Annotated in this window: 14 protein-coding genes; 7 read left to right on the forward strand and 7 right to left on the reverse strand. The window is 67.4% G+C overall.

What is annotated here, in order from left to right; genetic code table 11:
• Positions 1-232 precede the first annotated feature (232 nt).
• The 3 genes from thrC to thrA are packed head-to-tail and all read right to left on the reverse strand — an operon-like array spanning position 233 to position 5,057.
• Complete coding sequence (gene thrC / locus HIV01_RS16875; protein WP_200608658.1) at positions 233-1,519, reverse strand: threonine synthase; 1,287 nt, start codon at positions 1,517-1,519, stop codon at positions 233-235.
• Positions 1,516-2,511 (reverse strand): homoserine kinase, encoded by a 996-nt coding sequence (locus HIV01_RS16880; RefSeq protein ID WP_200608656.1) that lies wholly within the window; start codon positions 2,509-2,511, stop codon positions 1,516-1,518. The genes thrC and HIV01_RS16880 overlap by 4 nt, the downstream gene beginning before the upstream one ends.
• Positions 2,508-5,057: a bifunctional aspartate kinase/homoserine dehydrogenase I gene (gene thrA / locus HIV01_RS16885; RefSeq protein WP_200608654.1), complete on the reverse strand. Its 2,550-nt coding sequence runs from the start codon at positions 5,055-5,057 to the stop codon at positions 2,508-2,510. Before thrA ends, HIV01_RS16880 begins: the two co-directional genes overlap by 4 nt.
• 477 nt (positions 5,058-5,534) lie before the next feature.
• On the opposite strand from thrA, the gene thiC reads away from it, so the two are divergent.
• From thiC to HIV01_RS16915, 6 genes are all read left to right on the forward strand, one after another.
• Positions 5,535-7,412: a phosphomethylpyrimidine synthase ThiC gene (thiC, locus tag HIV01_RS16890; RefSeq protein WP_200608652.1), complete on the forward strand. Its 1,878-nt coding sequence runs from the start codon at positions 5,535-5,537 to the stop codon at positions 7,410-7,412.
• 137 nt (positions 7,413-7,549) lie between these two features.
• Entirely contained in the window at positions 7,550-8,227 is a 678-nt protein-coding gene (locus tag HIV01_RS16895) for a potassium channel family protein (protein ID WP_245156858.1), read from the forward strand.
• A gap of 337 nt (positions 8,228-8,564) precedes the next feature.
• Positions 8,565-10,835, forward strand: coding sequence for a winged helix-turn-helix domain-containing protein (locus HIV01_RS16900; protein WP_207527020.1), 2,271 nt, complete (start codon positions 8,565-8,567; stop codon positions 10,833-10,835).
• Between the two features lie 144 nt (positions 10,836-10,979).
• Positions 10,980-11,897 (forward strand): helix-turn-helix domain-containing protein, encoded by a 918-nt coding sequence (locus HIV01_RS16905; RefSeq protein WP_200608648.1) that lies wholly within the window; start codon positions 10,980-10,982, stop codon positions 11,895-11,897.
• 381 nt (positions 11,898-12,278) lie between these two features.
• Positions 12,279-15,119, forward strand: coding sequence for a TonB-dependent receptor plug domain-containing protein (locus HIV01_RS16910; protein ID WP_245156859.1), 2,841 nt, complete (start codon positions 12,279-12,281; stop codon positions 15,117-15,119).
• Between the two features lie 153 nt (positions 15,120-15,272).
• Positions 15,273-16,259, forward strand: coding sequence for an aspartyl/asparaginyl beta-hydroxylase domain-containing protein (locus tag HIV01_RS16915; RefSeq protein ID WP_200608645.1), 987 nt, complete (start codon positions 15,273-15,275; stop codon positions 16,257-16,259).
• Between the two features lie 60 nt (positions 16,260-16,319).
• Here the strand turns inward: HIV01_RS16915 and ppa are convergent, their stop codons facing one another.
• On the reverse strand, positions 16,320-16,874 hold the full coding sequence (gene ppa, locus HIV01_RS16920; protein ID WP_200608644.1) for an inorganic diphosphatase: 555 nt from the start codon (positions 16,872-16,874) through the stop codon (positions 16,320-16,322).
• A gap of 761 nt (positions 16,875-17,635) precedes the next feature.
• Complete coding sequence (locus HIV01_RS16925; protein WP_200608642.1) at positions 17,636-19,666, reverse strand: sodium-translocating pyrophosphatase; 2,031 nt, start codon at positions 19,664-19,666, stop codon at positions 17,636-17,638.
• Positions 19,667-19,920: 254 nt separating this feature from the next.
• On the opposite strand from HIV01_RS16925, the gene HIV01_RS16930 reads away from it, so the two are divergent.
• A complete protein-coding gene (locus tag HIV01_RS16930) occupies positions 19,921-20,439 on the forward strand; it encodes a hypothetical protein (protein WP_200608640.1) in 519 nt (172 codons plus the stop codon).
• Positions 20,440-20,490: 51 nt separating this feature from the next.
• Here the strand turns inward: HIV01_RS16930 and HIV01_RS16935 are convergent, their stop codons facing one another.
• Both HIV01_RS16935 and HIV01_RS16940 read right to left on the reverse strand, forming a co-directional pair.
• The gene (locus tag HIV01_RS16935; protein ID WP_200608639.1) at positions 20,491-20,958 is read right to left on the reverse strand and encodes a DUF2846 domain-containing protein; all 468 of its coding nucleotides are present in this window, start codon (positions 20,956-20,958) and stop codon (positions 20,491-20,493) included.
• Positions 20,959-20,969: 11 nt separating this feature from the next.
• Positions 20,970-21,671: a hypothetical protein gene (locus HIV01_RS16940; protein ID WP_200608637.1), complete on the reverse strand. Its 702-nt coding sequence runs from the start codon at positions 21,669-21,671 to the stop codon at positions 20,970-20,972.
• Positions 21,672-21,684 lie beyond the last annotated feature (13 nt).

Consider the following 21,684-nt stretch of genomic DNA (forward strand, 5'->3'; position numbering starts at 1 on the left):
CACGAACCCGTACCCCGCGCTGGCATGCCCGGTAATAAGTACGAGTACAAGAATGAGTGCCGCCGATGCGGTCAGGGTCAACGCAAGTCGCAGCGACTCGACCGTGCCTTGCGGCCGGGCCTGAGCGGTCTGCGGGTGGTTGTTGCGCTGCGTCATGGAACCGAGGTAAACATGCCCGGCGCGGGCATGTCAACAGTTTCGTATGAAACAGCGCGAGGTTGCGACGAGCGGCTCATCGCTTCAGCAATCGCTCGCGCAGTGCACCGTAATCGACGGCAAGGGACTCCGCAAAGGCAGGCCACGAAAGGGTTTCCGCCAATGCCGGCGGCGGCTCGACGGCATCGCCGACGAGCGGCTCGACGATGGTCTCGAACTTGGCCGGGTGGGCCGTCGCCACCACGGCCCAGGGGCGACGGTCGCCTTGTGCTCTCAATTGCTCGAGCACATGCAGGCCGGTGGCGGTGTGCGGGCAGGGCACGATGCCATGGCGCCGTGGCGCCTCGCCGATGGTCGCGGCGATGGTGGCATCGTCGACCGCGAATGCCTTCAAGGCGCTGCGCAACTGCGCGTCGTCGTCGTGCCAGTAGCGCAGCCGTTCGAAGTTGCTGGGCGCGCCGACATCCATGGCGTTGGCCAAGGTCGCGCGCGTTGCCTGCGGTGCGTAGTCGTCACCGGCGAAGTAGCGTGGCAGCACGTCGTTGGCGTTGCTGGCCAGCACCAGTTCGCCAATCGGCAAACCCATGCGCCTTGCGAGGAACGCCGCGCAGGCATTGCCGAGGTTGCCAGTAGGGACGATGAAGTTCAGCGGCTGGCCGTTGCGCGCGAAGAACTCCAGCGCTGCGTGCGCGTAGTAGCCGACCTGCGGCAGCAGGCGACCGAGGCTGATGCTGTTGGCGGAACTGAGGGACATCGACTGCCGCAGCGCTTCGTCCGACAGCGCCTGCTTGGCCAGTCGCTGGCAGTCGTCGAAGCTGCCGGCGACGCGGTAGGTGCGCACGTTGGCGCCCCAGCATTCCAGGCCATGCGCCTGCCGCGGCGAGACGCGGCCTTCGGGGTAGAGGATCACCACCTCAAAGCCAGGACGGCGGTGGAATGCAGCGGCCACGGCCGCGCCGGTGTCGCCCGACGTCGCTACAAGGATCGTCGTCGGCGGTGCGTCCTGCGGACGCAGCCGCGACAACGACTCGGCCAGGAAGCGCGCGGCGTAGTCCTTGAACGCGGCTGTCGGCCCGTGGAACAGCTCGAGAAGATGGTCGCCCTCGCCCGTCATTTCGCGCAGCGGCGGCGGGAAGGAATAGGCGTGTTCGCAGATTGCCGCCAGCGACTCGCGCAGGGACGAATCCGCGAAGTACGGTGCCAACACCGCGTGCGCGGTATCGGCCAGCGTGGCCCCGGGTTGCACGGCGGGCGTCGGGATCCGCTCGGGCACGTAGAGGCCGCCGTCGGGAGCGAGTCCGGCGACGAGGGCCTGGTCGATTGATGTGGGAGGTGTGTTGCCGCGTGTGCTGTTGAAATTCATGGGTTCAGCACATCCGCGCGCGGGCCCGCCACCGGCGTGACGTACGCGCGCGAGCCGTACCCTGCCTGCGCGAACGCGGCCTGCATCGCCGGCGCCGCCGCTTCCGCTTCGGCCCTCGACGCAAACCACGCGAACGTGCTCGGCCCGGCTCCGGAAATACTGGCGCCCAATGCGCCGTGGTCCAGCGCCGCAGCCTTGGCCTCGACGAAGCCCGGAATCAGCGGCGCGCGACGCGGTTCCACCAGCAGGTCGTGCAGGCCTTCGCGCAGCAGCGACGCATCGCCGCGCTGCAACCCGGTCAGGAACAGCGCCAGGTGCGAGCTTTGCTCGACCACGAGCGACAACGGGTACGGTTCGGCCAGCACTGCACGGGCGCGTCGCGTTTCGAGCATCTGGTCGGGATGGACGACCACCGCGTGCAGCCACTCGGGCACCGCCAGCGGGATCATCCGCGTGGCCGTGGCCATCACCACGCCACCGAGCAGCATCGGCGCGACGTTGTCGCCGTGACGACTGCCGCTCGACACCGACTCGCCGTCGAGGGCGAACTCGTACAGCGCTTCACGCGGCAGTGGCGCGTCGAGCAATGCGTTGGCGGCGACGAGCGCGGCCACGCAGGAGGCGGCCGAGCCGCCGAGGCCGGAGCCGAGCGGGATGCCCTTCTCCAGTTCCAGCTCGAAGCCGAAATCCAGCCCAAGCCGTGTCCGCAGCGAGATCAGCGCCTGGCCGGCGGTGTTGCGCGAAGCCTCAAGCGGCAGCGCTTCCGCGCCGGCGACGTTGCCGCGGATCGCCGCGATGCGCACTTCCGGCAGGGCTATCCGGCGCACCTGCGCGATGTCGCGCACACCGGCGATGGAGTGCCCGAGCAGGTCGAAGCCGACGCCGATGTTGCCGACGCTGCCCGGTGCGAATGCCCGGCACTCCAGGCGCCGTCCGTGCGCGGTCGCATCCGAAGCCGTCTCGATATCAATCTTCGTAGAAGCAGCACTCATGCGTGCGCCTCGGCCGGCACTCCGGCATGCAGCAGCGGCATCCCGCACGGCGAGCCCAGCGACTGCGCGATCGCCAGCACGTCGCCGAACACGCCGGCGGCGGTCACGTCGGGACCCGCGCCCGGGCCCTGTACCACCAGCGGGTTGTCGGCATAGCGACGCGTGCTGAACTGCACGAGGTTGTCGGTCAGGCGGGTATGGCAGCAGGCGTGTTCGCGCGGCAAGGCGACCACGCCGACACTGGCACGGCCGTCGCGGTCGAGGCGGGCGAGGTGGCGCAGGGCGCGCCGCTGCGCGTCGGCTTCGCGGTAGCGCGCCAGCATCGGTGCATCCATTTCCTCCAGGCGCGCCAGGAACTCGTCCCTGCTGACCGCGCGCAGTGCCTGTGGCACCAGGTTCTCCACTTCCACATCCTCCAGCGACAGCACGCGACCGGCTTCGCGCGCCAGGATCACCAGTTTGCGCGCGACATCGAGGCCGGACAGGTCGTCGCGCGGATCGGGTTCGGTATAGCCCAGCGCCTGCGCCTCGCGGACCAGCTGCGAGAACGCCACGCTGCCGTCGAAACGGTTGAACAGCCACGCCAGTGTGCCCGAGAGCATGCCGTCAATGCCGAAAAGTTCGTCGCCGGTGTCGAGCAGGTTGCGCAGCGTCAGCATCACCGGCAGGCCGGCGCCGACCGTCGCCTCGTAGCGGAAGCGGCCGCCGCCGCTGCGGCTGGCGTCCTGGATCGCGCTGTAGCGGGTCCAGTCGCCGCTGCCGGCGTGCTTGTTCGGTGTGACGACGTGGATGCCGGCGGCGAGCCAGCGCGGGTACAGCGCGGCGACGGCGGGACTGGCGCTGCAATCGACGATCAGCGCGTGCGGCAGGTGCTCGCCGCGGACGTGGCTGGCGAAACGCTCCAGGTCGACCGGCTCGGCGGCGCCGCCATCGAGGCGCGCGATCGCGTCCGCCGGCTCGATGCCGCGCTCGTCCAGGTGCATCGTGCGGCTGTTGGCGAGCGCGCGCAGGCGCAGGTCGAGTCCGGAGCGCTTGCGCAGCTGCGGCAGTGCCGCTGACAGCTGCAACAGCAGTGCGCGCCCGACCTGGCCGGGGCCAATCACGCCGACCGACAGGCTTTGCGGCGACAGCCAGAAGGCAGCGTGCGCGGCGCGCAATGCACGCGTCGCGTCCTTGTCGCCGATGGCCACCGAGATGTTCCGCTCGCCCGCGCCCTGTGCAATCGCACGGGCATTCACCCGCGCCTGTGCCAGGCCGCCCAGCAGTCGCGCCGCCACGCCCGGTGTACCAACCATGCCGTCACCGACTGCGGCCAGCACGGCGATGCCATCGGTCAGGGTCACGCCCTGCGCCTGGCTGTCGGCGATGGCGTCGGCAAAGGCGACGGCGACCGCATCGCGCGCACGCTGCGCCTGGTCGGCGCGCACCACGCAGCAGATCGAATGTTCGGAGGAGCCCTGCGAGATCATCGTCACCGACACCCCGGCGCCGCGCAGCGCGCCGAACAGGCGTTCGGCCGCGCCCGGTACGCCGACCATGCCGTTGCCGACCAGTTCGATGATGGCCATGTCGCGAACCAGGCTCAGGCCTTTCACCGGCGCGCCATCGGGATCGCTTTTCAGGCTGATCAGCGTGCCGGGCAAATGCGGCCGGCGGGTGTTGCGGATCCACAGCGGGATGCCGCGCTGCTGCACCGGCGCCAGCGTCTGCGGATGCAGCACCTTGGCGCCGAAGTAGGCCAGCTCGCAGGCTTCGGCATACGACATTGACGGCAGGCAGACCGCTTCGGGCACGAGTCGCGGGTCGGCCGACAGCACGCCGTCGACGTCGGTCCAGATGGTCAGCGCATCGGCATCGAAGAGGTTGGCGAAGATCGCCGCGGAGTAGTCGCTGCCATTGCGGCCGAGCGTGGTGGCGCGCCCTTGCGCGTCGCGCGCGACGAAACCGGTGACGACGACGTGGCCGCTGCCGTGCTGCGCGCGCCACTCGGCCAGGCGCGTGCGGCTGGCGGACCAATCGACCGCCATGCCCATCTCGCCGGGATGCACGACCAGCACGTCACGCGCATCCAGCCGCAGCCAGCCCGGTGCGGTCGCGGCTAGCGCGGCGTGCATCAGGCGCGACGACCAGACTTCGCCCCAACCGGGCAGTGCTGCCGCGAGTGCTTCGGCGTCGCTGTGATCGCCAAAGATCGCGGCGAGCTCGCTGCGTACCGACTCGAACTCCTCATCCAATGCCGACTGAAGCGCCCGGCCACCGTCGCCGTCGAGTGCATCGGCCGCTGCGCGGTGCCGCTGCCGCAACGCTTCCCAGGCGGGTGCCCAGTCCTGACCAGCGCGAGCACTGCCGACCAGGGCAATCAGCGCATCGGTGACGCCCTGCATCGCCGACACGACCACGACACGGGTGCTGGCCTGGTCATCGAGCAGGCCGGCGGCAAGGCGATACAGCCCGGCGTCGGCAAGGCTGCTGCCGCCGAACTTGTGCACGTGGCACTGCACTGCGCGTTTATTGCGATCGGGTGGTGCGGCGTCGGCGGAAGGCATGGCTCGGGCTCCTTGTGGGCCCCGCTTCCGGTCCGGGTGCACACCTGCGCACCCGGGTCGGGTGCGGAGGCGTGGTCTGGTTCAACTGGACACGCCCGTCCGCACCCCGAAAGGAGTGGTACCGGTACCAGTGGTAATCGCAATGGCCACGACCGCTACGTCCCGGTGTTCAACCGGGATGGGCAGGGTCTGCGGCGGCATGTTGCGATGCGTCATGGAGGCGAGAGAAGCACGCGGTTTCCGCGGCTGTCAACAGTTGCAAACGAAACCGGCGCCTGCGCGCGGACGACCAAGGCTGGCCCGCGCCGCCCCCGCATGGTCAAATGCGCACTGAAGCGGGGGTACCTGCGCCAGGTGGCGCCGGTTGAGACAGACCCTTCGAACCTGATGCGGTTGAGACCGGTAGGGAAGCTTCGCGACACCGCCATTGCGCGGTGCGCGCCGCCGCTTCGTCCCGCCCCCATCCGGACGAACGCCATGAATGCAGTCCCCTCCGAACTTGTCCGCCAGGCTGAGCAGCTGTCGGCCGACGTTACCCGCCCGATTCCGGGCTCGCACAAGATCCACGTCGAAGGGTCGCGTCCGGACATCCGCGTGCCGATGCGCGAGATCGCGCTGGCGCGCACGCCGACCATGTTCGGCGGCGAGGACAATGCGCCGCTGGCGGTCTACGACACCTCCGGTGCCTACACCGACAGCAGCGCGACGATCGACCTGGCCCAGGGCCTCGCGCCGCTGCGCGCGCAATGGATCGCCGAGCGCGGCGACACCGAAGCGCTCACCGGGCTGTCGTCGGAGTTCGGCCGCAAGCGCGAGCACGATCCCAAGCTCGATGCGGTGCGCTTCGGCAACCGTCCGCTGCCGCGCCGCGCGATCGCCGGCGCCAACGTCACCCAGATGCACTACGCCCGCCGCGGCATCATCACCCCGGAGATGGAGTTCATCGCGATCCGCGAGAACCAGCGCCTGGAGTCGATCCGCGAGGCGCACCTGCTGCGCCAGCACGCCGGCGAAACCTTCGGCGCCAACATCCAGAAGATCATCACGCCCGAGTTCGTGCGCGACGAAGTCGCCCGCGGTCGCGCCATCATCCCCAACAACATCAACCACCCCGAAAGCGAGCCGATGATCATCGGCCGCAACTTCCTGACCAAGGTCAACGCCAACATCGGCAACAGTGCGGTGTCCTCGGGCATTGCCGAGGAAGTGGAGAAGCTGGTCTGGTCGATGCGCTGGGGCGCCGACACGGTCATGGACCTGTCGACCGGCAAGCACATCCATGAAACGCGCGAGTGGATCATCCGCAACTCGCCGGTGCCGATCGGCACCGTGCCGATCTACCAGGCGCTGGAGAAGGTCGACGGCCGCGCCGAAGAGCTGACCTGGGAGATCTTCCGCGACACCCTGATCGAACAGGCAGAGCAGGGCGTGGACTACTTCACCATCCACGCCGGCGTGCTGCTGCGCTACGTGCCGCTGACCGCCAAGCGCGTCACCGGCATCGTCTCGCGCGGCGGTTCGATCCTGGCCAAGTGGTGCCTGGCGCACCACAAGGAGAATTTCCTCTACACGCACTTCGAGGACATCTGCGAGATCATGAAGGCCTACGACGTGGCCTTCTCGCTCGGCGATGGCCTGCGCCCGGGCTCGATCGCCGATGCCAACGATGCCGCCCAGTTCGGCGAGCTCGAGACGCTCGGCGAGCTGACCAAGATCGCGTGGAAGCATGACGTCCAGACCATGATCGAAGGCCCCGGCCACGTGCCGATGCAGCTGATCAAGGAGAACATGGACAAGCAGCTGCGCGAGTGCGGCGAAGCGCCGTTCTACACGCTGGGGCCGCTGACCACCGACATCGCGCCGGGTTACGACCACATCACCAGCGCGATTGGCGCTGCGATGATCGGCTGGTTCGGCACGGCGATGCTCTGCTACGTCACGCCGAAGGAGCACCTGGGCCTGCCCAACAAGCACGACGTGCGCGAAGGCCTGATGGCCTACAAGATCGCCGCGCACGCGGCCGACCTCGCCAAGGGACACCCGGGCGCGCAGGCGCGCGACAACGCCATGAGCAAGGCGCGCTTCGAGTTCCGCTGGGAGGACCAGTTCAACCTCGGCCTCGATCCGGAGCGTGCGCGCGAGTACCACGACGAGACGCTGCCCAAGGACGCCCACAAGGTCGCCCACTTCTGCTCGATGTGCGGCCCGCACTTCTGCTCGATGAAGATCACCCAGGACGTGCGCGACTACGCCAAGGAACACGGCGTCGACGAACAGGCCGCGCTGGACGAAGGCATGGCCGAGAAGTCGGCCGAATTCCTCGCCCAGGGCGCGCAGGTCTACCACAAGGCCTGATTGGCGGCCGCAGCCCGTGCCGCCATCGCGCGATGGCGGCACCAGGCTGGAAGGGCACCACGCTGTTAAAGCAGCACGCTGTCAAAGCACAAGATCGGCTACGCTCTGCCGCATTCACACGGACAGGGCAGGGCGAGATGGGCGAGACCCGCATGGGCTGGATGCGCTTGCGCGTGAAGGCGCGGCGCAATCCATCGGCGTTCCTGCTCGCCGCGCAGCTGCTGAGCCTGGTGCTGTACCCGCTGTTCGACGAGATGCGCTCCGGTCGCGTGCTGTTCGGCGCCTTCGGCGTGGTGGTGATGGTGCTGGCCGTGCTGGTGGTGAACAACAGCCCGGCCAGGACCTGGATCGCCCTGGTGCTGGCCGCGCCTGCAGTTCTGCTTTCGTTGATCGCCGTCGTCATCGACGACCATTCCCTGGTCACCCTCTCGGCCGCGTTCGAAGCGCTGCTGTACCTCTACGCCGCCTGCAGCCTGATCGCCTACATGCTGGGCGACCACAAGGTGACCACCGACGAGCTGTTCGCCGCCGGCGCGACCTTTACGTTGCTCGCCTGGGGTTTCGCCTACGTCTACTTCGTTTGCCAGGCGATGTACCCGGGAAGCTTTACCGGCGCGGTCAATCCCGACCAGCCGCGAACCTGGCTGGAGCTGCTGTTCCTGAGCTTCACCACGCTGTCGGCCACCGGCCTGGGCGACATCCTGCCGCTGTCGTCGCCGGCGCGGGTTCTGGTGATGCTGGAGCAGTTCGCCGGCGTGGCCTATATCGCCGTGGTCGTGTCGCGCCTGATCGGGCTGACCATCCTGCGCAAATAACGGTGCCGTGGCGGCCTGCGCCGGGTCGCAGGCAAAAAAAACGCGCCGAAGCGCGAATTCTGGAACAGAGATTTCTGTAGTACGTCGGCGAGAGAGGGCCTGGAGCCACCCCGAATGAACGGGATTAAGCCTCTGGGACGTTAGAATGTTGGCCTGACCAGCGTTTGCCCTTACCCGCCCGGGCATTTTGCCGAGTCGGTCAATTGGATGGATCCTGACCGAACGGCACATGACGGCTGTTCAGCTTGCTGTTCACCATTTTGGATCCATGCCCCGACCCACCGACCCAATATCGCCGACCACGCCATCCGACAGGATGCGCGTGGGCGATTGTCTGGTGGATGTTCCGCTGCGCGAGATCCGTGCGCCGGGCAAGCGCCGACCGCTTCGCATCACGCCCAAGTCGATGTCGGTGCTGCTCGTGCTCATCGAGCAGGCCGGGCGTGTGGTCAGTCGCGACGCGCTGATGGCCGAAGTCTGGCCCGACACGCTGCCGACCAATGACGTAGTCACCCAGGCCATCACCCAGTTGCGCAAGGCGTTCGACGACGAACGCGGCAACCCGCGCTACATCGAGACCATCGCCAAGAACGGCTACCGCCTGCTGGCGCCGGTGGAGTGGATTTATTCGCAGGGTGCCGAGGAAGCGCAGGCTGAAGACGCGCGCTGGGCCGATCCGTCACGCACGACGTCCAAGTACCCGGCGATCGCGCCGGCCGATCCGACCGAGCCGCTGGCGCCCGTGCCGTTCCCGGCCACCAGCCTGCCGCGCGGCAACTGGCGCTCGATGGCCGCGGTCGTCGGCACGGTTGCGGTGCTGGTGTCGGCGTTGTTGACCTGGGCGCTGGTTCGCGGCGGCGACGTCACTCGGTCGGTCGACGAGCAATCCACGCCGTCGATCTCGCATGGCCTGCGCAGCGAGCGGCCGTACCGCCTGATCACCTCGATGCCGGGCTTCGAGCTTGCGCCGACCTTGTCGCCCGATGCCGGCATGGTCGCCTACGTGGCCATTCCCGAAGGCCAGCGCGGCACCTCGATCATGGTGCAGACGACCGAGCAGACACAGCCGCGCCTGCTGACCCGTCCGCCGGAAGGGGCCGACGACAGCGCCCCGGCCTGGTCGCCGGACGGACGCTGGGTCGCTTTCATCCGCATCGCCGGCAACGCCTGCAGCATCCGCGTGGTCACGCCCAACGCCCGCGGCGAGCATGAAGTGGGAACCTGCGACTACCGCAGTCCGCCCACCTTCGACTGGATGCCGGATGGAAACGGGCTGTTGTTCGGCGGCATGCAGGGCGATCGCGGCAGCCTCGGCCTGCGCCTGCTCGACCTCGACAGCGGCAGCTGGCGTGAGCTGCCCTACGACCACGATTCCGACGACCTGGATTCGTCGCCGCGTTATTCGCCAGATGGCAAGTGGATCGTGTTCGTGCGCAACGCGCCGCTGGGCGATTTCTGGCGGATTCCTGCCGCCGGCGGGAAGACAGAACGCCTCAGTCGCCTGCGCGCCGACGTGAAGGGCTGGGACTGGCTGCCGCAGGGTGACGCCCTGGTGTTCAGCGTGATGATCGACGGCAACTACCGCATGTTCCGGCTCGACGCCGGTTCCGGCGAAGTGCGTTCGATGGGTCTGGACGATGCGCAGTCGCCGGTGACGGCCCCGGCTCGGCGGGCGATGGCCTTTGTCCAGCGCCGGCCGTACTTCGGCCTGTACCGGGTTGCCCTCGGGCAGCCGGGCGCGGGCAGCGTGCACGTGGTCGAACCCCTGTTCGCCTCGACCTCGCGCGACCTGCTTCCGACGATCGCACCCGACGGCCACCAGCTGGCTTTCATATCCGACCGCTCCGGTGCCAATGGCCTGTGGTGGGGCGACCTTAGCCAGCCCGACACCCTGCGCATGATGAGCGGCGTCCGGCCGGGCTCGCGCTACGCACCGGCCTGGTCGGCCGACAGCCAGCGCTTGCTGGTGACCGGTGTCGACGGTGGCAACCGCAGCATCCTTCAGGAGGTGACGCCGGCCAGCGGTCGCGTCGCCCGCCTCGACCTGCCCGAACCGGACCCGCTCCAGGCCCAGTACACCCCCGACCCGAACCGGCTGCTGGTGCTGTCGGCCAACAGCGACGGCCACCCGGCCTTGCGCCTGTACGACCGCAGCCAGAAACCCTGGCGGTCGCTGGCGCGGATCGGTGGCGTGTCCAACTTCAAGGTCGACGCCGGCCGGCGCCGGATCCTGTTCACCCGCCTGACCGAGGGCGGGCTGTGGCAGGCCGACCTGGACCTGACCGCCGCCAGCGTCACCCGCATCGACGAGGCCGAGCCGACCTCCGACCGCTACCGCCTGTGGGCCGTCGCCCCCGATGGCGAGGTCCGTTATGTCGAGCAGCTCCAGGGATGCGCCGCCAGCCTGCGCCAGATCCTGCCGGCCGGACCGGACGCTCCGACCAGCTGCATGGACCAGACACGGCGCTCGGCGATCAACGGTTTCAGCCTCGGTGGCCCGCGCGGAGATGTGGCCTACGTCGCACTTATCGAATGGGACGGTGCCGATATCGGTTACATGGAGCTTCCGGAGGAACCGAAAGCTTTCGTCCCCGGTTGGATCAACTGACTGATCCAAAAGGAGAAGTTCCTTTCGGAACTCCTTCGGCTAAGCATTCGTTGCGAATTCGTATAAGTCTCCGCCAACTTTCCTGATGTAGACGCCCGTCTCAGGCAAATCCATTGACCATTCTCGGCACATGAGGTGGACCAAATGGAGCAAGTGCAATGGGCGGACCGCGGGCAGCTGCTGCAGCTCGACACGGCCGAAGGCGCGGTTCAGGGCGGCTGCATCGGTGTTTCCCGGCTGGGCAGCGTGCAGGTCGCCGGTGGCTTCTCGATCTGGGTGCAGCTGCACGGCAGTTCGTGGGTCGAGGCCAAAGAGGGCAAGTTCCGGCTGCGTCGCGGTGACTGGATCGCCTTCGAGAAGGATTCCAAGCCGACCGTCCAGGCCGACCGCTTCGGCGTCTGCGTTGGTCTCACCCTCTCCGGAGACGCCCTCCGCGAGATGACCCGGTTCGCCGACCGCGGCCTCTACGCCGGTCGCGGCAACATGCCGCGCCGCGATGCCCGCATCGCCCTGCGCCTGTGGCGCGAGGCCGCCGCGCGCCTCGCCGAGAACCCCTCGGCGATGTTCGACGCCGCCGCGCTGCGACCGATCCTGCTGCACCTGGCCGGCGTCCAGCGCGAACTGGCCGCACGCATTCCGCGCTGCCCGGGCCGCTCGCGCAGCCGCAAGCGCCAGGTGTTCGGCCGTCTCCAGCGCGCCCGCCTGTACCTGGAAGGCAATTGCGACCGCGTGGTCCGCATCAGCGAACTGGCCGAGCTGACCAGCTTCTCCAGCTGGTACTTCTCCAAGACCTTCCACAGCCTTTACGAGGAAAGCCCGCAGGCGGCCTCCGCGCGCATGCGCCTGGAGCACGCGGCCGACCTGCTGACCAGCACCTCGATGATGATCGGCGAGGTTGCCGCGGCCAGCGGTTTCGACAACTGCTGCAGTTTCGCCCGCGCCTTCCGCGCCCGTTTCGGCGAGTCCGCGACCCGCTACCGCAGCGCGGCCGTGTCCAGCCGGGCAGCAACGGCGAAGTCCGGTACCTCGACCCGCAAGGCTGTCGAGCGCACTGGTACCTGATACACCGGCGCCTGTGCGCCAGGGGCGGCCGCAACGGCCGCCTGTACCGGCCGTCGCCCGCCGCGCTGTTGGCGGGCAATCGCAACGGCCCATCTCGAAGCACAAGAGCGAAAACCCGCGCCAAGCGGGTCCTTGTGACTCACCGTCACTCCACTGAAAGTCCAACGGCGGTTGTTGCACACCGTCGTCGGCGCGCGCCCGCAAGGCACGCCATCGCGCCTCCCGGCGCCTGCCGAGCAGACCGCACCCCCTGTGCGGCAGTGTCCTCGAGGACCGATTCGGCAAAGTCTCTCAGCGCTAGCCGCAAAGCGGTGGAGCGCACCGGAACGTAAGTTTGATGGGCGTTTAACACGCTCATAACAGTTATCTGGAGAGAGATAAATGAACCATCGCAATCTGCGCACCGCGATGCGCGTCGGCATGCTGCCGGCCGGCATCGCGATCGCATTGGCGCCGGCGTTTGCCAGCGCCCAGGAAGCTGCCGCCGAGCAGCAGGGTGCCACCACCCTTGATCGCATCGAAGTCACCGGCTCGCGCATCCGCGGCGCCGACATGGAAACGCAGCAGCCGATCATCACGCTGAGCCGCCAGGACATCGAGAAGCAGGGCTTCACCTCGGTTGCCGACGTCCTGCAGAACCTGACCTCGGCCGGTTCCCCGGCGATCTCGCGTTCGGACGCTCTGGCTTCGGGTGAAGACGTCGGTGGTTACTACATCGACATCCGTAACCTGGGCGCACAGCGCACCCTGATCCTGGTCAACGGCAAGCGCCTCGGCGCATCGACCTCGGGTCTGCAGGACCTGAGCCAGATCCCGATGTCCTCGATCGACCGCATCGAAGTCCTGAAGGACGGCGCCTCGGCGATCTACGGTTCCGACGCCATCGCCGGCGTCGTCAACATCATCACTCGCAAGCGCTATGAAGGCGCGGAAGCCAGCGGCTACCTCGGCCAGTACGGCGAAGGCGACGGCGACACGCAGGACTTCTCCTTCACGATGGGTTCGGCCGGCGATCGCGGCGGCGTGACCCTGTCGGTCGAGTACTACAAGCAGGATCCGGTGGCCGCCAAGGACCGTTGGTTCTCGGAAGACGGCAACACCGGCGGCGCGTGGAGCCCGGTCAGCCAGAACGGTTCGTTCTGCGACCCGTGCACCCCGACCGCTTCGGCTGTGTGGTGGACGCTCAATGACGGCGGTACCCCGGGCAACCGCGCGGACTACCACCGCATCACGCCGGCCGAGTACGCCAACTCGAACGAGCAGATGTTCCTGATGACGGGTATCGAGCGCCGTTCGGTGTTCGCCAACGCCAACTACGACATCACCGACAACATCACGTTCAACGCTGACATCCTCTACAACCACCGCACCACCGACCAGCAGATCGCCGGTTACCCGTACCAGTCGGGTTCCTTCGGTACGCCGCTGTCCGGCACGAGCGTGTTCAACCCGATCCCGGGCCAGAACACCGCGTTCCGCCGCCGTCTGTGGGAAGTGCCGCGCACCACCAAGAGCGACCTGGAAACCTACCGCTTCGCCGGTGGCTTCAATGGTTACTTCGAGCTCGGCGGTCGTGGTTGGGACTGGGACGTGGGCGCGTTGCTGAACCGCAACACCACCACCAAGACCGCTCACGGCGACGCCAGCCTGCTGGCCACCGAGCAGGCGCTCGGCCCGTCGTTCATCGACGCCAACGGCATCGCCCAGTGCGGTACCGCTGCCCGTCCGATCGCCGACTGCGTGCCGTGGAACCCGCTGCTGCCGTACGGCGTCGCTGGTCAGGGCTCGCTGGCTAACCCGGAACTGCAGAAGTTCCTGTTCCCGCAGTACACCGACACCGGCCTGACCCGCACCACCAGCTACACCGCCAACATCTCCGGTGGTCTGTTCGACCTGCCGGCAGGTGAAGTCGGCATGGCCGTGGGCGTGGAGCACCGCCAGGAAGAAGGTCGTTTCGTTCCGGACGCGTTCGCGCAGTCGGGCAACAGCACGGGCCTCGCTGCAACGACCACCGCCGGCGAGTACTCGCTGGACGAAGTCTACGCAGAGCTCAACGTGCCGCTGCTCGCCGACGTCGCCTTCGCCAAGGAGCTGACGATCAACATCGCTGGTCGCTACTCCGACTACAGCAACTTCGGTGACACCACCAACGGCAAGTTCGGCTTCACCTGGCGCCCGATCGACGAGCTGCTCGTCCGCGGCACCTGGGCTGAGGGCTTCCGCGCTCCGACGATCAACGACCTGTACGGCGGCATCGGCTCGAGCTTCGAGTCGTACGTTGACCCGTGCGGCCGCACCTCGCCGGGCTCGGTTGCTGGCAACGCTGCGTGCACCGGCGCCGGCGTGGCTCCGACCTACGTCCAGCTGGGCCAGGGCCTGGTGCCCTGCACCTCGTTCCCGTGCCAGACGCCGGACCAGTTCATCACCGGTTCCAACCCGAACCTGCTCCCGGAAACCTCCAAGAGCAAGACGGCTGGCATCGTGTGGAGCCCGCGTTGGGTTGAGGGTCTGGACCTGTCGCTCGACTGGTACAGCTACAAGATCGAGAACATGATCATCTCGGACAGCGTCGACCGCATCCTGCGCGACTGCTACGTCCTGGGTAACCCGGCCCGTTGCGAAGGCATCGTGCGCGCTCCGGATGGTCACATCACCGACCTGTTCTTCGGCCTGGCCAACCTCGGCCAGATGGAGACGGAAGGCTGGGATCTGGGCGTCAAGTACCGCCTGCCGGAGTTCTCGTTCGGCAAGTTCTCGGTGGATTGGCAGACCTCGTACGTCAGCAAGTACGACGAACAGGGTGAGAACTCGGACGGCGACGCGATCACCATCGGCCGCGTCGGCGAAACCGGCATCTTCCGCGTCCGCTCGAACATGGGCGTGAACTGGGAGCTGGGCGATTTCTCCGTGTCCTACATGGCTCGCTACTACTCCTCGATGAAGGAGCCGTGCGTCGGCCGTGGCGTCTGCACCCTGCCTGACCGTTACCAGAACGACGAGGCAGCTCCGCAGAAGGTCTCGGGTTCGAACACCTTCCACGACCTGCAGTTCGCTTACCAGGCACCGTGGAACGCGACCGTCGCAATCGGCGCGAACAACGTGTTCGACCACCAGGGTCCGCTGATGTACGCAAACACCTCGGGTCGTTCGAGCGACTTCCCGTACTACGGTGGTTTCGACATCGGTCGCTTCGTGTACCTGAAGTACCAGCAGCGCTTCTGATAGGCTGAAACGCAACAAGGCAACACCACTACGGCCCCGCAAGGGGCCGTAGTTTTTTCTACGGCCGGCTCTGCCATCTACGGCCGGCATGCCGAATCTGGCGCCGGGCGTGGCGGACGGTACGATAGCGGCAGTCTTCCGGTCGGATCCGCGATGAAACTGCAGGTGCCCTTCATCCAGCTGCCCCTGGCCTTCGACGCCGGCGCGCTCGCGGCCGAGATCGCCGCCCTTGGCGACGGCCCGTGGCGGCCGCATCCGCAGGGGTTCCCGGGCAACTCGATGCTGCCGCTGGTGGCCGTCGACGGCGACGCCGGCAACGAAGCCTTTGCCGGGGCGATGTCGCCGACACCGGAACTGTTGCGTTGCCCTTACCTGACCCAGGTGTTCGCCAGCCTCGGCGTCACCGCCGGTCGCAGCCGCCTGATGCGCCTGTCCGGCCACGCCGAAGTGACCCGCCATGCCGACCAGGGCTATTACTGGACCGAGCGCGTGCGCGTGCACATCCCGGTGGTGACCCAGCCGACGGTGCGTTTCGAGTGCGGCGATGCGGCGATCAACATGGCCGCCGGCGAATGCTGGATCTTCGACACTTGGCGCCAGCACCGCGTGCTCAACGACGCGGTCGAGTCGCGCATCCATCTGGTGGTCGACACCGTCGGCGGTGGCGCGTTCTGGGACATGGTCAATCGCGGCCGCCCGCACGATGCGCCGCGCCAGGGCTGGCCGCAGTTGCCGGTAACGGTGCAGCCGGGCGTGGTTGCGCGGTTCCCGTGCGAGACGGTCAACGTGCCGACGGTGATGACGCCGTGGGAACTCAACGACCATCTCGGCCTGCTCATTGCCGATGCGGTGCCGCACCCGAACCTGGGACAGGTCCGGCAGATTTCCACCCGCTTCGCCCGTACCTGGCAGGGCCTGTGGTTCGAGTACGGCGATCGAGCCGAAGGTCTCCCCGTTTACCGCGCGCTGCTGCAGCGCTTCATCGAGGAGATCCGCGTGCCGAGCCAGCCGATGGTGCTGAAGAACGAACTGCGCTGGTACAGCGCGTTGATGACGGTGGTGTGCAAGTTCGCCGTCAGTGCCGAGCAGGCGCCGGCAGCATCCGCTGCACAGCAGCGCGACGTTGGCGACAACGCCTGAGGCTGGAACGACGAAGGCCGCCCTCGGGCGGCCTTCGCTGGAGTCGGCGCAGGACCGGACTCAGAACTTCGGCTTGTCTTCTTCCGACGTCGCGTTGTAGCGCGCGATCGCGTCGTTGAGGATAGACTTGGCTTCGGCGGCATTGCCCCAGCCTTCGATCTTGACCCACTTGCCCTTTTCGAGATCCTTGTAGTGCTCGAAGAAGTGGCCGATGCGGTCGAGCCAGTGCTGCGAGACCTGTTCGATGTCGGTGATGTGGGCGTAGCCGCCGAAGATCTTCGGCACGGGCACGGCGATCAGCTTCTCGTCGCTGCCGGCTTCGTCGCTCATCTTCAGCACGCCGACCGGCACTGCGCGGATGACCGAGCCGGGCACCAGCGGCAGCGGCAGGATCACCAGCACGTCGGCCGGGTCGCCGTCGCCGCACAGGGTGTGGGGGACGTAGCCGTAGTTGCACGGGTAGCGCATCGGGGTGGACAGGATGCGGTCGACGAAGATCGCGCCCGAAGCCTTGTCGACTTCGTACTTGACCGGCTCGGCATCCTTGGGGATTTCGATGATGACGTTGATCTCATCCGGCGGGTTCTTGCCGGTGGGGACGAGGTCCAGACCCATGCGTTGCTCCAACTTCTGATGGCCGCGCCAGGACGGCGGGGCGGGATTTAGATATGCGGCCGGGCATTTTACGCGGCTGGCTGCTGCGGCGCAGCAGCGGGGGTGTTCAGGTTCTCTGAGCCCCTCTCCCGCCCGCGGGAGAGGGGTTGGGGTGAGGGCAGGGGGCTGAGAACTTTCGACGGACGTCGTCCCCTGGGCCGGCTCTCGGGGTGAGTCTTCCGAGCGGCGCCGTCCGCCGGGCCGGGGATTGCTCCGCCCCTTAGTCAGACATCGTGTCTGATGCGGGGCGTGGGCCATCCATGGCCCACTGCGGATCAATCCCCGGCCCGTCGGCCGACGCTCTGTCACTTCATTGCATGGTCTTCGACGGCGCCAAACAAACCGTCATCCCCGCGAAGGCGGGGACCCAGCGACGTTGCTCCGGCCTGGCTTTTGAACCACCTCAGCCTTTCGCGGGCGTCCGGGACCCAGATCACCGAGCAGACGTGCGAATGAGCGAGGGCACGGACACCGTCCAGGGCCCGGCACAGCGCGAGTCCGACCGGCGCAGGTGCATCACGCGGGCACTGCGCTCTCGCTACCAGTCGAAGTCAATAAAACAGTAGAAGCTTCCGGAAGGAGGGGGTGGGGTGTATTTCGCGAACAGTAAACGGAGCGAAGCGGAGGTTCGCGGAATACACCCCACCTCCTCCCCCGCCGACCACGCAAAAGAAAACGGGCCGCATCGAGCGGCCCGTCTCCTTGACTCCGGCATCCCGCAATTACAGCAGCGGCACCATCAGCAGCGCCACGATGTTGATGATCTTGATCAGCGGATTGATCGCCGGGCCAGCGGTGTCCTTGTAGGGATCGCCGACAGTGTCGCCGGTGACCGCCGCCTTGTGCGCGTCGGAACCCTTGCCGCCGTGATGGCCGTCTTCGATGTACTTCTTGGCGTTGTCCCAGGCACCACCGCCGGTGGTCATCGAGATGGCGACGAACAGGCCGGTCACGATCGTGCCGATCAGCAGGCCACCCAGCGCCTTCGGACCGAGCAGCAGGCCGACCACGATCGGCACCGCCACCGGCAGCAACGACGGCACGATCATTTCCTTGATCGCCGACTTGGTCAGCATGTCGACCGCCTTGTCGTACTCCGGCTTGCCCGTGCCTTCCATGATCCCGGGGATCTGGCGGAACTGGCGGCGCACTTCCTCGACGACGGCACCGGCTGCGCGACCGACCGCTTCCATCGCCATCGCGCCGAACAGGTACGGGATCAGGCCGCCGATCAGCAGGCCGATGATCACCAGATGATCGGACAGGTCGAACGCAAGCGTGGCACCGTTGTTCTGCGCCGAAAGGTTGTGCGTGTAGTCGGCGAACAGCACCAATGCCGCCAGCGCCGCCGAACCGATCGCGTAACCCTTGGTCACCGCCTTGGTGGTGTTGCCGACCGCATCGAGCGGATCGGTGACGTTGCGCACCTCCGGCGGCAGCTCGGCCATTTCGGCGATGCCACCGGCGTTGTCGGTGATCGGACCATAGGCGTCGAGCGCGACGATCATGCCCGCCATCGACAACATCGCCGTGGCAGCGATCGCGATGCCGTACAGGCCGGCCAGCGCGAACGCACCCCAGATCGCAAGGCACACCGCGATCACCGGCAGCGCGGTCGACTTCATCGACACGCCCAGGCCGGCGATGATGTTGGTGCCGTGGCCGGTGGTGGAAGCGGCTGCGATGTGGCGAACCGGGCCGTACTGCGTGCCGGTGTAGTACTCGGTGATCCACACGATCGCGCCGGTCAGCACCAGTCCGATCAGCGCGCACCAGTACAGGTTCATCGCACCGTGGCTGTTGTCGGCCATCAGCTGGGTGGTGATCGGGTAGAACGCGATCGCCGCCAGCACTGCCGACACGATGACGCCGCGATACAGCGCACCCATGATCGAGCCGCCTTCCTTCACCTTGACGAAGAACGCGCCGATGATCGAGGCGATGATCGACACGCCGCCCAGCACCAGTGGATACAGCACCGCGTTGCGCCCGGCATCGGCGGCCATCAGGCCACCGAGCAGCATCGTCGCGATCACCGTGACCGCGTAGGTTTCGAACAGGTCGGCGGCCATGCCGGCGCAGTCGCCGACGTTGTCACCGACGTTGTCGGCGATCACCGCCGGGTTGCGCGGGTCGTCCTCGGGAATGCCGGCTTCGACCTTGCCCACCAGGTCGGCACCGACGTCGGCGCCCTTGGTGAAGATGCCGCCGCCCAGTCGCGCGAAGATCGAGATCAGCGACGAACCGAACGCCAGGCCCACCAGCGCATGCAGCGCCGCTTCACCGGTAACGCCCAGGTAGCGCGTCAGCACCACGTAGTAGCCGGCCACGCCGAGCAGGCCCAGGCCGACCACGAGCATGCCGGTGATGGCGCCGCCGCGGAAGGCGACGTCCATGGCCGGGCCAATGCCCCGGCGCGCAGCTTCGGCGGTGCGCACGTTGGCGCGCACCGACACGTTCATGCCGATATAGCCGGCCGCACCCGACAGCACCGCGCCGATCAGGAAACCGATCGCCGTGTGCCAGCTCAGGAAGATGCCGATCAGTACGAACAACACCGCGCCAGCGATGGCGATGGTCGTGTACTGGCGATTGAGGTAGGCGCGTGCGCCTTCCTGGATCGCGCCGGCGATCTGTTGCATTCGTTCGTTGCCGGCGGGCTGCGCGTTGATCCAACGCGCGGAAATGATCCCGTAAAGGATCGCGATGACGGCGCAAACCAGCGCCAATGCCAAACCGTACTGCTCCAGCATGAACCCCTCCCCTTAAGAGTGGACACATCAGGAATTTCGAGTCGATCGCCTTGAGTTGTAGTGCTGCACGGGCCGTGGGGCCACCGCCGCAACAGCCCGACTATCGCACAGACCCCGCGCCAATCGCACCCTCGCGGGCGCAGCAGCCCCATGCGCCCCGGCACCGGTTGTGATCGAAGTCGCAGGCGTGAATCCGTCGTTCAGCGCGTCCGTGCCAGCCTTCTGGACCTGTCACCACGGGGGCCGCCCCTGCCATGCGACTGTTGCCCGCCCTGCTGTTTGCCACGCTCGCCCTGCCGGCGCTGGCTGCCAATCCGAAGTCGGACCCCAAGCCGGAAATCACCCGCGAGCCGGCCAAGCCGCAAGCGCTCAACGCCGTCCACACGCTGCGCCAGATCCCCGAGGCGTGCGCGCGCCTTGAGGGCATGTTCACCGGCCAGGCGGCCGACCCCTATGCATTCGCGGTCGTGCGCATCAGCCCGACCTGCCAGCCGCGTGCGCGTTTCGTCGATGCGGCCAAGGCCAAGCCTTCGGAGAAAACGGGCTGGAAGCTCAACGACCTGATCCGCGTGCCCAGCGCCGCCTGCGGCACCCAGTTCGCGGTCGTGCGGGTGTGGCGCAAGCCGGTAGACGTCGCCACGCCGGCGCTGGATGCGCAGGGCAAGGCGCGCATCTACCTCGACGAGGCGCGCAAGCAGGCGCAGTCGGGGCAGATGGCGGCGGTGCCGATGTTCGCCGCGCAGATGGCGGTGGAAGGCACGCCCTGTCGCTGACCGCACAAAAAAAGGGCCGCTTTCGCGGCCCTTCTGCTGTTGCGGCAACCGTCAGTTGGCGAGCTTGAGCTTGGCCGACATCGACAGGAAGGTTGCCTCGTCCGACGGCGACAGGTTCGGCCGGCCGGCGACAATGCCCATGCCCAGCGAGCCGAGCACGTAATAGGTCTCACCGGCTTCGACTTCGATCGACAGCACGTCCTTGGTTTCGCCGTGCACGTTGTACTCGTGCTTGCCCGGCTCGACGGTCGCGACGAAGTATTTGCCGCTGCGCAGCTTGCCCAGTTCGGCATCGCCCTCGCGGACCTTGAAGCCGATCGCGCCACCGACGAACTTGGACTCGCGGAAGAACACGATCTGCGCCTTGTCCTGCGGCGCGGCGGCAACGAGCTTGTTGCCAATGGCGACGGCTTCGGTGGCAGTTGCGGTGGTCGCGGGTGCGACCGCTTCCTGGGCGAAGGCAAACGCCGGGACGACCAGCAGCGACAACAGGATCGAGCGGGAAAGCTTGGAACGCATTCTGACAACTCCTACGGTTGGGTAGCGGTGCCTGTCGGCACCTCGGGTTGGTGTGGGGTAGGTTGGGATGCTTCGTCCGCAGATGCGGCGGCGACGGCGGCCGGGTCTGCGCCTTCTGCGGCAGGCTGTGGCGCGTTCAACGCAACGTCCTGGGCGAGCTTTGCCATCGCCCGCGTGCCGACGGGAATCTCGATCTCGCTGCCGTGCACGAACATCGCCACTGGACCGATCAGCATGGCCGTGGTGATCGCTGCGGTGGAAGTGTCCTTGCCGCGCGCACTGAGCTTCATCGCGCGCAGGCCGATGCGTCGGCCATCGCTGGTTTCCAGCTGGCGCGCAGCCAGCAGGAGCTCGCCGGGCTTGCCACCGGCGCGGGACGGAGAGGCGTGTATGACCTCGCCGGTGCCGATCGTTCCTGCCGGCACGTAGACATCGCTGCCGACGGTCAACGCCGTCACCAGGCGCAGCGCGAAGTGGTCGCCTTTCTTGTGTCGTTTCGAGCTGATCGGCTCGACGATCTCCAGTTCGACCGCGCTGCCTGCGCACAACGCCGTGCAGGCAGGCTTGCCGATGGCGTCCGCAGTCGTGTCGGCAACCGATCCGCTGGCAACGACCGTGTTCGGGCTGGCACCGGTGTCAACCGTAACGGCTTCTTGCGCGCAAACATTGCCGATGGCCATGGCGGCCACCAGCACCAGGAATCTCGAGACCATGCTGCCCCCCGCA

Source organism: Lysobacter arenosi, from assembly GCF_016613475.2.
Classification (GTDB): Bacteria; Pseudomonadota; Gammaproteobacteria; order Xanthomonadales; family Xanthomonadaceae; genus Lysobacter_J; species Lysobacter_J arenosi.

Bases quoted from the DNA above. Each gene is read 5' to 3' on its own strand.
- thrC (WP_200608658.1), bottom strand. From the start codon at position 1,519: ATGAATTTCAACAGCACACGCGGCAACACACCTCCCACATCAATCGAC.
- HIV01_RS16880 (WP_200608656.1), bottom strand. From the start codon at position 2,511: ATGAGTGCTGCTTCTACGAAGATTGATATCGAGACGGCTTCGGATGCG.
- thrA (WP_200608654.1), bottom strand. From the start codon at position 5,057: ATGCCTTCCGCCGACGCCGCACCACCCGATCGCAATAAACGCGCAGTG.
- thiC (WP_200608652.1), top strand. From the start codon at position 5,535: ATGAATGCAGTCCCCTCCGAACTTGTCCGCCAGGCTGAGCAGCTGTCG.
- HIV01_RS16895 (WP_245156858.1), top strand. From the start codon at position 7,550: ATGGGCGAGACCCGCATGGGCTGGATGCGCTTGCGCGTGAAGGCGCGG.
- HIV01_RS16905 (WP_200608648.1), top strand. From the start codon at position 10,980: ATGGAGCAAGTGCAATGGGCGGACCGCGGGCAGCTGCTGCAGCTCGAC.
- HIV01_RS16910 (WP_245156859.1), top strand. From the start codon at position 12,279: ATGAACCATCGCAATCTGCGCACCGCGATGCGCGTCGGCATGCTGCCG.
- HIV01_RS16915 (WP_200608645.1), top strand. From the start codon at position 15,273: ATGAAACTGCAGGTGCCCTTCATCCAGCTGCCCCTGGCCTTCGACGCC.
- ppa (WP_200608644.1), bottom strand. From the start codon at position 16,874: ATGGGTCTGGACCTCGTCCCCACCGGCAAGAACCCGCCGGATGAGATC.
- HIV01_RS16925 (WP_200608642.1), bottom strand. From the start codon at position 19,666: ATGCTGGAGCAGTACGGTTTGGCATTGGCGCTGGTTTGCGCCGTCATC.
- HIV01_RS16930 (WP_200608640.1), top strand. From the start codon at position 19,921: ATGCGACTGTTGCCCGCCCTGCTGTTTGCCACGCTCGCCCTGCCGGCG.
- HIV01_RS16935 (WP_200608639.1), bottom strand. From the start codon at position 20,958: ATGCGTTCCAAGCTTTCCCGCTCGATCCTGTTGTCGCTGCTGGTCGTC.
- HIV01_RS16940 (WP_200608637.1), bottom strand. From the start codon at position 21,671: ATGGTCTCGAGATTCCTGGTGCTGGTGGCCGCCATGGCCATCGGCAAT.